Here is a 14,470-nt window from a genome sequence, read left to right on the forward strand (position 1 = left end):
AGGCGACTGCTTGTCGGAGCGGATCAGGCTCCCGTGGTCACGTACAATGGGTGTGCATGCCGACGCCAGGCACACCGGTGGTCGTACACATGGTCGGCTATCTGACCGGCGCCGCGCTGTACGCCATGCTCCTCGCGATGGTGTGGCGCGCGCGGGGCGGCACGGACCGCCTGGTGCTCGCGACGGCCTTGCTCGGCCTTGTCTGGAACATCGGCGAGCTCCTGATACATGCGACCGGTGCGATTGGCTACGATGCGGCGGCGCCGTGGCTGGCGGCAACGGCCTATACGGCGCTCGGCCTGCTCGCGGCGGTCGTGGTGCACTCCGTGTCGCGATTGCAACACGAGCCGCAGGGCTCGAGGCTGTGGTTGGTCCAGGCCGCGGTATGGCTCGCGTACGGGTCTGCGGCGGTGGCGGGGTTGCTGCACCTCGATGCCGCAGCCACCGCTGGACCGCTGCCTTCTCCGACGGGTCTCGACGTGATGACCGGCGGGCTCGTCGTGCTCAGCGTGCCGCTCGTGATTACCACGCGAGGGCAGGACCACGCGCGGCGTGCGCTCTGGATGAGCGCCCTTGCCGTCTTCGCCGTGTCCGCCCTCCACCTCGCTCGGTTCCACGGCGCGAACGAGTCTTGGGCGGTCGAGCTCATTGGCCACCACGCGTCCATCCCGCTTGCGTTCGCGATGCTGTATCGCGACTATCGATTCGCACTGGCCGATCTCTTCCTGAAGCAGGCCTTGACGCTGCTGGCGCTCGTGGCCCTGGTGCTGACGGGCTATTCAGCGCTGGAGGCTGGGTTGGCGCCGAGCACATCCGGCGTTGTGGCGCTCCTGATCGGCATGTGGATCGCGACGGTGCTCCTCTTTCCGTGGCTGCGTCGCGCAACGAGCTGGTTCGTCGACCGCGTCGAGCTCTCGCGATCGAACTACGCCGAGCTGCTGGACGAGATGACCACGGCGGTCCAGGCGTGCGACGACACGGATGGCGTCCTCGCCAGTGCCTGCGCAAGACTCGCGCCAGCCCTTAGTGCCGCGTCCGTCACGTTCAAGGCTCATACACTCGAAACGTCGAGCTCGCCGTCGCCCAACGAAGTCGTCATCCCCACGGCCGAGCCACCGCAGTACATCCTGTGCATCGGAGCGCTCGCGGGCGGGCGGAGACTGCTCTCCGATGATCTCGACATGTTGGAGCGGGTCGCCGCTCTTGTCGCGCGCCGCATCGACGCGATCAGGCTGACCAAGGAGCGCTACCAGCGCATGCTGCAAGAGCGCGAGATTCGGTCGCTGGCGACGGAGGCCGAGCTGCGGGCGCTCCGGGCTCAAATCAACCCGCACTTTTTGTTCAATGCCTTGACGACGATCGGCTATCTGATTCAGAGCGCTCCACCGCGTGCGTTTGAAACGTTGATGCGGCTGACGACACTCCTGCGGGCAGTGCTTCGATCAGAAGGGGAGTTCACGTCGCTCGGCCGAGAGCGTGAGCTGATCGAGTGCTATTTGCAAATCGAACATGAGCGATTCGAGGAGCGGCTCACGACGACCATCGACATCCCACGGGAGCTGGAAGAGGTGCGGATCCCTTCGCTCATCGTTCAGCCTCTCGTCGAGAACGCGATCAAACATGGCATCGCACCGGTGTCCAACGGGGGCAGCGTGGCCGTGACCGCCAGATTCGCCGACCGTGGCGCGATGCCGGCACTCTGCGTAACGGTCCGTAACACCGGAGCGCCGTTCGTTGGGCGCTCGCCAGGCGACGACAGTGGTCTCGGACTACGCAGTGTAGAACGGCGACTGGCTTGCTATTACGGTGAAGCCGCGTCGTTCGCTCTGAGGCGGAGCTCAGATGGCGCCACGACGGCGGAGCTCTGGTTGCCCGTCAGTGGATCAGAGGGGGGCCGTCCATCGAGTGCCCCCAGCATGACCAAAATGGACTACAGTCCATTTTACTCGTGAGCAAAGTGGACTAGTGTCCATTTTGTAAGTGTCCCACGCTATCTCCGCCCTGCCGTCGAGAAGCCACTTGCACGCGGAACAATGGTGTTCATTGGCGGTCCTCGCCAGGTCGGGAAGACAACCTGGCCCTGGGTCTGCTCGCTGGGGACCAATGAGCGCCATCCGCGCTACCTCAAACTGGGATGACCCGGTGACGGGTCCTTCCGTCGCTCTCCACTGCGCGACGATCCTCCGTCAGGTTCGCCCCGAAGCGGTCCACCGGCAGCCCATACCCACCGGTGATAGGTTCGTCGGACGTAGGCGAGGCGCTCGATGGGCGTCGGGTAGCGGCGACGGAACCAACGCACGAGTGACAGAATCGATGCGCGTTCCGATTGGCTGACCGGTACTTCGAGCGCGGCGCGGACCTCCGCCAACGTCAAGCGCCGTTCGGCGAGGTCGCGGACACGCACAAGCGCGGTTGATGGTGGACGGTAGGTCGTGGGAGTCATGGCGGGTCCTCTCCACGCAGCACTTCGAGCATCCGGATGTCTTCGAGATCCTTAGGACGCGCCGCGAAGCGCTTCGTCGCAATCAGATCGTCGATCGTCGGGATCGGCAGGCCGCACCCATCGGCGATCTGGATGGTCTGGCGACGCGCCCACACGTCTTCGAGTGTGACCACGAGTCCGTCGATCGTCGTTACGGCTCGCGCAACGAGGAGATCGACGTGCTCGTCGTTCTCTACCGCATAGCGTCCCCGCCGGCGCGCATCGTCTGGGGCATGTGTAGGAACGAGCTCGAAAGGTGCCACCGCCCCGTTGAAGCGCTCAATATCCTCCGGATGGAGCCAGAAATCGTAGTCAGCCGTCAGGACCGGCAGGCCAAGCACCACGAGGGCACGCCTGCCGATCAGAAGCGCCCTCGCCCCGCAGGCGGCGATGGCGCGAAAAAAGCTCGTCTCGTCGAACTCCCTGGCGCGCACGCAACCATCGTACCCCAGGATCATCGACGCGGAGCACGGACTCCCGCTGAAACGTCATCACGCTCCAGCTCCGCGGCGAGCGCCAACAGCCCGCTGTCCCGATCTGGCCGTCGAGGCGGACCACGAATAGATCGAGCAAATGCCCCGACCTTTGGGTCCAGCGCAAGCGCTTCTCACAGGGGCGCAAGCGGCAGCACAAACACCAAGGAGAACGACCAGGGGCTGGCGTCGTCGATGAATCGGACACCATCGATGCGATCACCAGCCTTCGGTAATCCCGTGGCGACGTAATCGAGCGAGCCTTCGAGCTCGACATCGCGAAGCCATCGTCCCTCAGCCAGCCAATTGAACAGCGCGACGCTCGTATCCAGCTCGAGATTCAGCTTGTGTGTGTACGCCCGCCGATCAGTGGGCCGCTCAGCCTTGCTGAACTTGTCGACGACATCGACGTGCGAGCTGACCCAGCCGCGGGTCCACGCCGATGGCAGCCAGGTGAAGTTGGCCTCGAATTCGAGCTCGGGCGAGCTGTCGCGTTCGAACGGCAGCACGATCGCCTCAATCGTGAACCCAGCCAGGGGAGTCGTGTCGGGAGATCAACAGCGAGGATCAGCTCGAATGCGGTCTCGCGGCGTTCGCGCATTGGCACGCCGTCTTCACCTTCGATGCGGGGCGAGCCGAACAGATTGCTCGTCGTGATGGTGGGCTCGACATTGAAGGCTGGCGCGCACAGAAACCGGCAGCGCGGCTGCTCCGGTTGCGCAATGGCGTGACCTGTCGCGGCCAGGAGGCAGACAAGCGTCAAGAGCGACAGCTTCACGAGCGGCCCTCCCCGGTCACCCTTGCCGCGATGACGCGTCCACGCCGCATCTCGATGACACGGTCCGCGAGCGCGGTCGCGTCCTCGCGATCGTGCGTCACGTAGATCATGGTCAGGTCGAGACGACGCTGCAGGTCGCGTAGCTCACAGCGGAGCGCCGCCCGCAGCTCGGGGTCGAGACTGGAAAGAGGCTCGTCGAGCAGGAGCAAGCGGGGGCTCCCTACCAGTGCACGAGCAAGCGCGACTCGTTGCTGTTCACCGCCAGAGAGCTCGTGGGGATAGCGATCGGAGAGCTGATCGATTTGTACCAACCGTAAGGTGTCTCGAGCCCGCCCGCTGCCCACCGATGGCGGCACCGATGACGGCGATTGGCAGTCCGAGCGCGAGTCCGATCAACAACTCGTTGAGCTCGTGGTGGAGGCGCTCTTCGGACCGCGTCACCCGCACGAGGAGCCGCGAGCCATCGACGGTATACGTAGACGTCAGCGTGCGGATCGGCCTTCCAACTGCGGTGGCGGCCGACGCGTACTCGGAGGCATCTGGAACCGCCGCAGGCGCGGGAATCGGCTCCATGCCGGATGACCGAAAACGGAGATCACCGCCGGGGTCCCACACCTCCAGCCACCTCATTAGCTGGGAACCATCGGCATGATGGCCCGATCCGGCGGGCGATGCAGCCGTCTCCGGTGTCTCGTTGTCCAGCCACTCCTCGGCGAGCTCGAAGTCGTCGTGCAATGTGCGATCGAGCTCTTCGTGCAGGCTGTTGCGGACGAACATGTAGACACCAGCGGCATAGAACAGGACGGCCAGCGCGACTGCCGCACCGTACCAAAGGGCGAGACGCAGGCGAACGCTCCGTGGGCGCCAACCTTCACTCACGGCTCTCCCGCCTTTACCAAGAAGCCGACACCTCGGATCGTGTGAATGAGCTTCGCACGTCCTTCGGTATCGACCTTCTTTCTCACCCGTGCGATGTGCACGTCGATGACGTTGTCGAGCGGCGTGCCTCGGGACGGTTCCTTCCAGGCCTCGCGCGTGAGCATCTCGCGCGATACGACCTCACCTTCGTGCCGCAGGAGATACTCGAGGAGATCGAACTCTCGGACAGTCAGCTCGAGGGCGTCGCCGCTCCGGGCCGCTTTACGGGTGAGCAGGTCCATCTCCAAATCAGCGACCCTGAGTCGGAGCGTTTCGACCGGCCGGCCGCGTCGGATCAACGTCCGGACGCGCGCGACGAGCTCCGCGAACGCAAACGGCTTGACGAGATAATCATCCGCGCCGCTATCGAGACCGATGACGCGGTCCTCAATCGCATCTTTCGCCGTGAGCACGATCCAAGTCGAGCCGGAGCTGGTCGTCCACGTAGACAGCCTTGACCTCCGCCCAGTCGCGACTACTGGCCATGTCCGTTGCCGTGCTGTCCCACAGATCGAGGTGATCCGTCATGAACATCAGCTGGCGAGCGCCGTCGTAGCCGTGTGCTTTCATTTCGGCGAGCCAACGCGGATTGAGATAGCGCGTGCGCAGCTCCGTCTGCAGCGCGCGAGCCGCGGGGTCGATGGACGTGGCGTCCGGGTCGCGCAGGTCGCTCACGTAGAGGTCGACGTCGTGCCCGGTCACGGCACGCGCGGCCAGGTTGAGGCCGCCCAGAAAGCCGGCGGACATCGGATGATCGAGCAGGCCATTGACATGGCTGCTACGCGGGAGCGTCGCGGCATCGACGCGCGCGAGGCCCTGCTCGAACGCCGGGCGCGCCGCCTCTCCCTGGAGACCGCCTCCGTACGCATGGCTCATACGGCTCGTATACAGGTCGGCCATGCGGCCATCGTCTCCACGCGCATCACCAGACTTGGCGAGGAACTGGATGCTCGGCGAATAGGCGCCAGGCGCTGGCGCGAACACCCGCGCTGAGGCGAGCGCCGCCGCGCGAGCAGGCGCTTCGCCAGAGGCTCGGAGTCGGTCTTCGGTCACGCGGGCGGCTGCCGCGACGGGATTGTCCGGCTCTGGGCTTCCCGCCGCCAGGCGTGTTGCTTCCGCCATGAGGTCGATCTTGTCCCGATAGTGATCTCGATACGTGCCACTGGTGGTCACGAGCACGTCGACTCGCGGTCGGCCCAGCTCGTCACGAGGAATGAGCTCCACACCAGTGATCTCGCCGCGCGCGTTGCGCACGGCGCGCGTGCCGAGCAAGTGGAGCACCTGTGCCTCGGTGACGCCGTGAGTGCGTGCGATCTCGCTCGACCAGATCACGAATGCCAGTCTCGTAGGGTAGGCGTCCCCGTGCTTCGCGCGATGGGCGGCGATGAGGGCCTCGGCTTGACGCACACCGGCGGCCTCGGCCTCGGGCGTGGGCATTGCCGCCTGATCGAAGCCGTAGAGCGAACGGCCAGGAGGCAGGGCATCCGGCCGGCGGAACGGCTCGTCCATCGGCCCAGGCTCGATGCGTCGTCCTTCCAGCGCCTCGAGGATGCCAGCCACCTCGCGTGGCGCTGCGCGCAGCCGCTCCGCATACTCCGTCGCACGCGACAACTCGGCTTCCGCATCCGCGCTCGTGCGGCCCACCTCACGCCGGAGCGCGTCGGCCGGACCGAGGCCGTCCAGGAGAACCGCCGCCGCGAGGCGGCGCGCCACCGCCGCGGGCTCCGACGTGAGTGCGGTCAACGCCTCGCGGAGCTCTCGCCCAAGCATTCCGGCGACCATGTCGGCCAGCGACTTGCCGGTGGGGGCATCACCCAGCACCTTGGTCCCCAGCGGCATCTGCGCTCGCTCTAGATCGTGCATGTGCGCCTCTACCGCGCGGACGAGGTCGTCGATAGGAGCCTGCGCCGCGTCCAGTTGCAAGGCGCGATCGACACCGGTCTCGGTCACCTGTTTCCTGATGAGCGACTCGGTGTCGGCCCGTTGTGTCGCGGCGCTCGGCTGCGCGGAATAGCGCGCGAGCAGCGCCCGCAGCGTGCCGAGGCGCTCTGGATGAATGTGTGGCAGCGCGCCGAGCAGCTGCGCGACATGATCGTCTGCGGCTGGCCCTTCGGCCTTGCCCGGCTGGAGCACGATGTTCGAGAAGAGACTGACCCACGCATCAACCCGCCATTCACGCTGCAACCACAGGAAGAACGCGACATACTGATGATGAGGCGGCAGCGCACCCGTGGACATCAACGCCTTCTCGTCTTGCAGGTAGCCCCAGTCGGGGTGCGGCGCAACCAACACGTTGCCGAGCTCCAACCGGGGAATGACGATGAAACGTTGGCCGGCGGCATCCGTGTGCACCATGACGTTGCCGGGCGGCGGGCCCCACATCTCGACGATCTCGCGGCGGCGCGATTCCGGCAGCGCGTCAAACCAGCCGCGATAGACCTCTGCGGGAGCCAGCGCCACCTCGCGCCTGGCGACACGCGACGCCAGCTCACCTGGCGCCCAGCTGCCCACGTTCGAGGCTTCCAGCGCCATGCGGCGCGCAAGCGTGTCTCGATCAGGCAACGGCTCGCTACCGACGTCGTACCCGCGTTTCCTCATCTCCGCCAGCAGGCGCACCAGGCTCGCCTGCACGTCGAGGAAGTCATCGGGGTCGCCGCCGACGTTGGCTTTTCCTGCACCTTCGCTCCAATAGGTGAAGACCACGCGCTTCTGCCGATTGGGCGCGCGGTGGAGCCGTGCCCAGGCCAACGCGCGATCCACGCGCCATTCCACCTGTGCGGGAAATGGCTCGATGAATGTTCGACCTTCTCGTCGAGCGCCCTTGCCGGAAATGACCATCGGCTCGATCAGGCCATCGCGCTCCGCATTCACCACAAAGGGCGTCAGCTCTGGGTGGAGCGCATTGGTGAGCTCGGCGAACTTGGCGGCGTCGGCGCCATGATGACTCATCGCGCCGAGAATCGGCACGCCGAGGCGCCGCGCCTCGGCCAGGCCCGCCTCTCGATCCCGTTGATCGAGCCGTTCACCCCGGAAGAGGAGAACGTCAATCGCCGGCTGGCCGTCATCGAGAAAGGCGGTGCCCACCTTCGGGCTGCCGCGACTCGTCAGCACGATCACATTCTGGCCGCGCCGCTCGACCGCACGAACCAAGGCGTCGATGTGTGCGTGGTTCTTCTGCTGATACGGAACGATGTGGAAGTACACTCCGACCGTCAGCTTCGCAGGATCGTAGGCATGACTGCCCGATGTGCCTGGTCGCGAGCGGTACCACGCCAGATAGTCGTCGAGCGAATCGAAGAGGCCCGTCGCATCGGGATGATAGAACCCCTGCGCCGGCGTGTTACCGGATGCTCCAGTGAGCCCTCCGATCAGCAACACGAACAACAAGAAACGTATCAACATGGTTTGAAGATCGAACCGGCGTTCACCGAGGCGCAGACGAGGTCTCGTTCTCCGGGACATAGACCACCTCGCCATTGGCCAGACGATATGCGGTTCCCAGGCGAACGCCTCGTCCGCTGAGCGATCGGTCCGTCACCCTCTGCGCCGTGACCCGTGCGCCTTGCTTTGTGATGATCTCCATGTCGCCGTTCTCGGTCTGCTTGACCAGCGTGACCTTCGAGGTAGGGTCGAGCAACGACCCGGCGGAGAAGAGAGCAAAGAGCGCGATGAGCAACGCCACGATGAACGCGACGCTCACGTCGAAGAGGTTCGCAATACCGGCGAGGGGATCTTCATCGTGGCTCAGAGCGTTGTCGTGACCAGCAAGTCGGTGGCGGCGGACGAATCGCATGGGGTGAGCTCCTTGGCGGCGCGCGGAGACGGCACGCGCGAGAGATGCTCTGCGTGGAAGGTGAGAGCGTCGATGTCGGCACGGACCCAGTTCTCGCGGCCGGCCGAGATGAGGTAGGAGACGACGCTGACGCTCAGGCCGATGACGGTCGCGGCAAACGCGGTCACCATGTTGCTGGCGAGCGCCGGGAGATTGCCCTCCGCCAGGCCTTGCAGTGCGTTCGCCATTGGAATCAGTGTGCCCATCAGGCCGAGCGATGGCCCGACGCGCACGGCCAGGCGCACGCGATTCACGGTGAGCCAGCGACGACGCTCGACCGCGTGGAGCACCGCTTCCAAGCGAAGGTCGACCGGCTCGATGCCGCCGGCGGCGGCGTTGTCGAGCGCGGTCCGATCGCGATCGAGCGCGCCCCGCCTGCCACGCGTCCGGTCCCAGGACTCCCGGGCGAACGTGCCCAGCGCGACCAGCGTGGCAGCGGTGACGGCGAGTAGGCCGATGAAGACGGGCCACATCAGCACGCTGGCGACGTGGTGCAAAATCTCTCGAACGTGATCGACAGCCGACATAGAAATCGATTCCGCGCTAATACCCGATCCGCAACCCGGCCTGCAGCAGGCGGCCAGGATTGCGGTAATACAGGAAATACCGCTGGTCGAAGAGGTTCTCACATGTGAGGCGCAGCGACACGTGCCGGCTGACCTCGAAGCTCGCCGCGACGTCAGCTTCGAAGAATGCCTCGTAGCTGCCGGGCACGCCAGACACGACGTCGGTGTTCGTGTCGGTGGCGAAGACGTCGGATTGGTATCTCGCCGTGGCCGAGACGCTCCATGCAGAGACGAGGGCAGTGAGGTTCGCGCTCGCAGTATGCTGGGGGACATACGGCAGCCGCTTACCCACGCTCGCGGGCGCGAGATCGTTTCGAGTGATGATCGAGTCGGTGAACGTGTACGTGGGCCGCGCCGTTAGCCAGCTCGCTGGCCGGAGCGTCGCGCCCAGCTCTACGCCGCGTGCGCGACCGCGGCCGGCGTTCAGCAGGCGCCGCGTCTGGCCAGAGGGATCGAAGTCCAGGTCGGTCGAGCGATAGATCAAGTCGCGCACGCGATTCTCGTAGTACGACGCGTCGAGCGACATCCGGCGCACGAGCGTCTGCCGAATCCCTACGTCCCAGCTCGTCAGATGCTCCGGATCGACGTCTGGGTTGCCGAGCAGCACCAGCCCGGAGGTTTCTCGCACGTCGCGGTACAGCTCATAGACCGACGGTTGCCGGAACGCGGTCCCGGCACTGCCACGCAGGATGGTGCCGTCCTGCACGCGATAGACGGCCGAGACCTTGGCGGTGACGGCGGACGAGGTGCGATCGGGAAATGCGGTGGCGACGGTGCCGGCCTCGTTCTCGCCGTTGTAGGTGCGCCAGTAGTCGTAACGGGCGCCGAGCGTGAGCTGGACCGCATCGGAGATTCGGACGAGATCCTGAGCGTAGAGCGCCTGAGTGAAGGCCCTGCCGGTCGTGAAGCTCCCGCGCTCCTCGAGTAACTCGTCGTTGAGATAGTTCGACGTCGCGAACCCCGCCACTGTCGCGCTGTCGTAGCGTGTGTCCGTGCCCAACGTGAGCGCCTGCCGCGCCTTCCCACTCGATGACCACTGAAAGTTCGCGTACGCGCCGCGATTCTGCTGTCGTGTCTGTGTGCCGGGTCCGCTTGCGCTCGTCGCGGCCGCCCCTGGAAGCGCGTACCAATCGAGCGGGGTATCGAAGACCCCGGCCTGCATCCGCAACAGCCCGCGCGAGGAGGTGCTGTGGAGAAGCTGCCCCTGAAACAGGTTGGCCGTCCGGCCGCCACGCGCGCCCAGGAAGTTGCTCGGCGACAGCGTGAGCTGCTTCCACGCGCCGTCATCCTCGAAGACGACGTTTCCCGTGTCCAGCACGTGGCCGTCTGCTGTCTGCACCCAACTGTCGTAGGGCCCCCACGCGTAACGATTCGATTGGCGGACGTACTGGAACGAGCTGATGTTCGCGCGCCGACCGTGTACTCGGCACGGCCCCGAACGGTGTACTGGTCGTACTCGTTGTCACCGCGCTCGCCGACGCCGTAGGTCACGCCGCCGGTGGACGTCGCGTACTGCACCATCCCGCTGGCCGATACGCCGTCGGTGGGGGTGCTGTCGGTGGCGCTCCTCAACACCGTCTGGGCGCGGTAGCCATCTGTATGAAGCGCGCTGTAGGCGATCGTCACGCCCAGACGCTGGAAGAATCGGTCGCTGAATCGTCCCGAGGCCTGGCCGGAGCCCTGTGATCCATACTGCGCGGACGCTTCGATGGAGCGCCGATCCACGGGCCGCGTCAAGATGTTGACCAATCCGCCCATTGCATTCCCGCCGTACAGTGCAGAGAACGCGCCCCGGACCACCTCGACCCGCTCCACCTCGTCAACCGGGATCGTGGACCAGTCGACCGCGCCCGTATACGAGTTGTTCATGGGTTGACCGTCGAAGAGGATCAGCACCCGCGACTGTCCGGTGCCGCGACCACTGAAGCCGCGCATGCCGATGCCGACCTCGCGGTCTTGAATGCCTTGCGTCCGATATGCCGCCACACCCTCGAGTCCGGACAACGCTTGATCGAGCGCGCGGACGCCGCGACGTTCGAGGTCCTGACGCGCGACCACGCTCGAGGAGGCGGGCGAGCGCTCGCTGTCAATCGCGCTCCTGGCGGCGGTCACCTCGACGTTGTCTTGCAGGCGCAGAGGGTTTTCGGGCGGCGGCGCAGTCTCCGGGCTTTCTTGTGGTTCCTCTGGAACCTGAGCGAGAAGACTGCCAGGAGTCGCAGCAACCACGACCAAAAGGATGATCTGGAGGAGATTCCAACGCATGCGTCGATGACCGTCGCCAATCAGAAGGAGCAGGGTAGCTACTCGCGAGTCGAGCGACGGCTCTCTTTTCAATGAATGGTCGGGAGCGGGCAACGAGCAGGCGTTATTGTCCTGGCCGGTCTCATCCTGCTCCAGCGCCAGACCCATAAATCGACCGTTGCCTGAAGGTCCGCCGGTTCAAGTGTTCACACGGAAGGGATCTCAGCTTATAAATAAGCACGTCATGCGGGGAATTCTCATCGCTGCGGCCATGTCTGCGTGCTTGCTCGCCTGTCAACGGCTCGATTGAGACGATTGACGCCCTGGTCGACCGAGCGGAGTCGCGTTGACGGCAGGCTCCTCCCCCCACTCCCAGCGGATCTTCTTCAGTCATTCTTCAGGCAGCAGATGGTAAACTACAATTCTGGTAATTCGTGCGGGCCTGCCCAATGGTGGGGACCCTTGGGCAAGGCAGGCTCTACTCCGCCGATACCACGTCTCACTTCATGCCGATCGCCAACCGCTGGTCGAGGGTGCTTTTGTGCCTCGCGACCTTGGTCCTTGTGTCTGGTGTGCCCGCCCGCGCTCGTGCCGCTGGCTCGCCTGCGACGCACTCTGCCCGCACCGGGAGTGTCCTGGTACAGGTGCGGGACGTCCTGGACGGTGTGCTGCCGGGCGCCATCGTCACGGTAATCGGCCCCCGTGCCACGACTGGGATCTCGACCGTCACGAACGATGAAGGCAAGGCGCTCATCGCGGATCTGACGCCTGGGCGCTATCGTCTGCGTATCGAGCTGCCAGACTTCGAGCCGATCGAGGTGAAAGGCGTGGCCGTTCGCCTTGGGCGTCGACCGCGCGTGTCGGTCACGCTTCCGCTCAGCGGCGTTGTCGAAGAAATCGTGGTAGAGCAAGATGAGGGCCCGCCGCGGCTGACTGACAGGTTCTCGCAGACGATCTCGGAGGAGGAGATCGCGCAGCTTCCAGACGACCCGGACGAGATGGAAGCGCTCTTGCGCGAGCTGGCGGGCTTCGACGCCGAGCTGCGCGTCAACGGCTTCCGACGTAATGAGCTGCCGCCGAAGTCGCAGATTCACGTCATCCGCCTTCGATCCGACCCGTTTGGGCCGGACGTGCACCGCGCCGGCCGACCGCGGATCGAGGTCAGCACGACGCCGGGGGCCAGCACCTGGGAACATGATGTGGACGTGGGGTTCCGCGACCAGTCGCTCGATGCCCGTGATCCCTTCGCACGAGAGCGCGGCGTGGGCCAGACACGACGGCTGCTGTGGAGCGCGAACGGTCCGCTGGTGGAGAACCAAACGTCCATGGCGCTCAGTGCCGGGCGAACGAGTGCGTTCGACGCGCAGGACATCGTCGCGATCTCGCCAAGCGGCAAGCCGAGCGACAAGATCACGCAGGACATGCGGCGGACAGACGTCGAGATGCGTGTCGAGCACGCGCTGACGGCGTCGCACACGCTGCGTGCGGAGTATCAATGGCGCAACGCGCGGCAGAGCAACCTGGGCGTCGGCCAGCTCAACCTGCCGGAGCGCGCGTACACGAGCGAGATCCTCCAAAACGCGCTGCGGTTGTCCGACACAGGAACATTCGGCGAGCAACTGTTCAACCAATTCCGATTGGCGTACTCGTGGAACCACGTGAACCTCCGGTCGCTGAGCGACGAGGTCACCATCAATGTGAGCAACACGTTCGTCTCGGGTGGCGCGCAGCGGGGAGGCGGATCGCACCAGGGCCTGCTGGAGATTGCCGACGACCTGGAGATCGCGCTGAACCGTCGACACAGCCTGCGTTTGGGGTTCGAAGGGGCGATGGGTGGATCTCGGATCGATCAGCGGGAGAACACCTTCGGGACGTTCACGTTCGCGAACCTGGCGATGTACGAGGCGGGCCAACCGCGCCAGTTCAGACAGCGTATCGGAGACCCGCCGATCGAGTACTCGCGGTACGAGCTCGGTTGGTACATCTACGATGAGATGACGTTCCCCAAGAACCTGAGGCTCGGTGTGGGGCTGCGCCATGAGCTCCAATCGCAGGTGGACGACTGGACGAACTTCGGTCCGCGAGCGAGCGTGGCTTGGACACCGGGCGGGAAGCAGGGTAAGACCACGCTCCACAGTGGGTTCGGTGTCTCTTACGATTGGTACGGGGCGAACATCTACGAGCAGACGCTCCGAGTCGATGGCACGCGCCAACGCGATCTCATCGTGTCGGATCCCGCCTGGCCGGATCCCTTTGCCAGCGGCGCCGAGCCCGCGGTCTCCGTGACCGGTCGGATTCAGGCGGCCGAAGCCCTGGTGATGCCGGCCACACGGCGGATCTCGGTCGGCGTCGAGCATGCGCTCACGACGGCCCTGCAGGTGCAGGTCAACGCGTTCGGCGAGGCCACCTCCAGTCGATTCCGTAGCCTGAACGTCAACCTGCCGGTCGATGGCCAGCGACCCTATCCCGAGCTTGGACAGATTACCGAGGTGCAGTCGATTGGGCGGGAAACCGATCGCGGCGTCGAGCTCAGCCTTCGGCTACACCCGCGGGAACGCCGGATGTCTGGGCTCGTCCGGTATCGATACGCCCAGACGATGAACGATGCCGACGGGCCTCTCAGCCTGCCGGCCGACCACGACGACCCCGCAGCCGACTGGGGGCCGGCGGCCGACGACGTCCGGCACCGGATCTTCGGTGACGTGACGTTGCGGCTCCCGTATCGGCTCGGCGCTGCGGTCACGGAAACGGTCAATTCCTCGGCGCCCTACACGATCACGACGGGCTTCGACGAGAACCGCGACACCGTGGTGAACGACCGGCCATCAGGCGTGGGCCGAAACAGCGAGCGGGGATCGTGGCAACGGAACACTGACCTTCGACTGCACTGGCGCAGCGATGACATCCCTGCGTCGCGACGCGGCGGCACCGGCACGCATGGGGCGCGCCGCGGCGTCGAGCTGTATATCGACGTCCAGAATCTCTTCAACACGACCAACTTCACTGGCTACAGCGGCGTGATGACATCGCCGTCCTTCGGTCACCCCACAGCTGCTGCGAGCGGCCGTCGCCTGGAGCTCGGCACGCGCGTATTCTTCTGATGCTGATGCCCTATCCGGCTATGCGATTCTGCAGCTCCTGCGCACGTGCCTGCAGCCGCGTCGCGTGAAAATCCGTTCG

At 65.4% G+C, this 14,470-nt stretch carries 12 protein-coding genes and 1 pseudogene; 2 read left to right on the plus strand and 11 right to left on the minus strand.

Annotation, left to right across the window (positions count from 1 at the left end; genetic code table 11):
* Nucleotides 1–56: 56 nt before the first annotated feature.
* Entirely contained in the window at nt 57–1,952 is a 1,896-nt protein-coding gene (locus tag GEV06_12745; protein ID MPZ18765.1) for a hypothetical protein, read from the plus strand.
* Nucleotides 1,953–2,119: 167 nt separating this feature from the next.
* Here GEV06_12745 and GEV06_12750 read toward each other — a convergent pair whose 3' ends face one another.
* The 11 genes and pseudogenes from GEV06_12750 to GEV06_12800 form a co-directional block, all read right to left on the minus strand.
* Nucleotides 2,120–2,443 carry a hypothetical protein gene (locus GEV06_12750; GenBank protein ID MPZ18766.1) on the minus strand — a complete coding sequence of 108 codons (324 nt, stop codon included), beginning with the start codon at nt 2,441–2,443 and terminating at the stop codon, nt 2,120–2,122.
* Nucleotides 2,440–2,916, minus strand: a complete 477-nt coding sequence (locus tag GEV06_12755) for a hypothetical protein (GenBank protein MPZ18767.1) — start codon at nt 2,914–2,916, stop codon at nt 2,440–2,442. Before GEV06_12755 ends, GEV06_12750 begins: the two co-directional genes overlap by 4 nt.
* Nucleotides 2,917–3,089: 173 nt before the next feature.
* The gene (locus GEV06_12760) at nt 3,090–3,464 is read right to left on the minus strand and encodes a hypothetical protein (protein ID MPZ18768.1); all 375 of its coding nucleotides are present in this window, start codon (nt 3,462–3,464) and stop codon (nt 3,090–3,092) included.
* Nucleotides 3,465–3,729: 265 nt separating this feature from the next.
* Nucleotides 3,730–4,089 carry an ATP-binding cassette domain-containing protein gene (locus GEV06_12765; protein ID MPZ18769.1) on the minus strand — a complete coding sequence of 120 codons (360 nt, stop codon included), beginning with the start codon at nt 4,087–4,089 and terminating at the stop codon, nt 3,730–3,732.
* The gene (locus GEV06_12770) at nt 3,989–4,612 is read right to left on the minus strand and encodes a hypothetical protein (GenBank protein ID MPZ18770.1); all 624 of its coding nucleotides are present in this window, start codon (nt 4,610–4,612) and stop codon (nt 3,989–3,991) included. The genes GEV06_12765 and GEV06_12770 overlap by 101 nt, the downstream gene beginning before the upstream one ends.
* Nucleotides 4,609–5,172 (minus strand): response regulator, encoded by a 564-nt coding sequence (locus tag GEV06_12775; protein MPZ18771.1) that lies wholly within the window; start codon nt 5,170–5,172, stop codon nt 4,609–4,611. Before GEV06_12775 ends, GEV06_12770 begins: the two co-directional genes overlap by 4 nt.
* Nucleotides 5,039–8,128 carry a cobaltochelatase subunit CobN gene (locus GEV06_12780; GenBank protein ID MPZ18772.1) on the minus strand — a complete coding sequence of 1,030 codons (3,090 nt, stop codon included), beginning with the start codon at nt 8,126–8,128 and terminating at the stop codon, nt 5,039–5,041. Before GEV06_12780 ends, GEV06_12775 begins: the two co-directional genes overlap by 134 nt.
* On the minus strand, nt 8,076–8,444 hold the full coding sequence (locus GEV06_12785; protein ID MPZ18773.1) for a DUF2149 domain-containing protein: 369 nt from the start codon (nt 8,442–8,444) through the stop codon (nt 8,076–8,078). Before GEV06_12785 ends, GEV06_12780 begins: the two co-directional genes overlap by 53 nt.
* Nucleotides 8,396–9,010 (minus strand): hypothetical protein, encoded by a 615-nt coding sequence (locus GEV06_12790; protein ID MPZ18774.1) that lies wholly within the window; start codon nt 9,008–9,010, stop codon nt 8,396–8,398. The genes GEV06_12785 and GEV06_12790 overlap by 49 nt, the downstream gene beginning before the upstream one ends.
* Nucleotides 9,011–9,026: 16 nt before the next feature.
* On the minus strand, nt 9,027–10,451 hold the full coding sequence (locus GEV06_12795; GenBank protein ID MPZ18775.1) for a TonB-dependent receptor: 1,425 nt from the start codon (nt 10,449–10,451) through the stop codon (nt 9,027–9,029).
* Between the two features lie 347 nt (nt 10,452–10,798).
* Nucleotides 10,799–11,458, minus strand: a pseudogene (locus tag GEV06_12800) (TonB-dependent receptor plug domain-containing protein).
* Nucleotides 11,459–11,724: 266 nt separating this feature from the next.
* Here GEV06_12800 and GEV06_12805 point away from each other — a divergent pair.
* Nucleotides 11,725–14,391, plus strand: a complete 2,667-nt coding sequence (locus GEV06_12805; GenBank protein ID MPZ18776.1) for a hypothetical protein — start codon at nt 11,725–11,727, stop codon at nt 14,389–14,391.
* Nucleotides 14,392–14,470 lie beyond the last annotated feature (79 nt).

The organism is Luteitalea sp., assembly GCA_009377605.1.
Lineage (GTDB): Bacteria > Acidobacteriota > Vicinamibacteria > Vicinamibacterales > Vicinamibacteraceae > WHTT01.

Excerpts from the sequence above, each read along its gene's own strand:
- GEV06_12745 (MPZ18765.1), top strand. The coding sequence starts at position 57 with ATGCCGACGCCAGGCACACCGGTGGTCGTACACATGGTCGGCTATCTG.
- GEV06_12750 (MPZ18766.1), bottom strand. The coding sequence starts at position 2,443 with ATGACTCCCACGACCTACCGTCCACCATCAACCGCGCTTGTGCGTGTC.
- GEV06_12780 (MPZ18772.1), bottom strand. The coding sequence starts at position 8,128 with ATGGCGAGGTGGTCTATGTCCCGGAGAACGAGACCTCGTCTGCGCCTC.
- GEV06_12785 (MPZ18773.1), bottom strand. The coding sequence starts at position 8,444 with ATGCGATTCGTCCGCCGCCACCGACTTGCTGGTCACGACAACGCTCTG.
- GEV06_12790 (MPZ18774.1), bottom strand. The coding sequence starts at position 9,010 with ATGTCGGCTGTCGATCACGTTCGAGAGATTTTGCACCACGTCGCCAGC.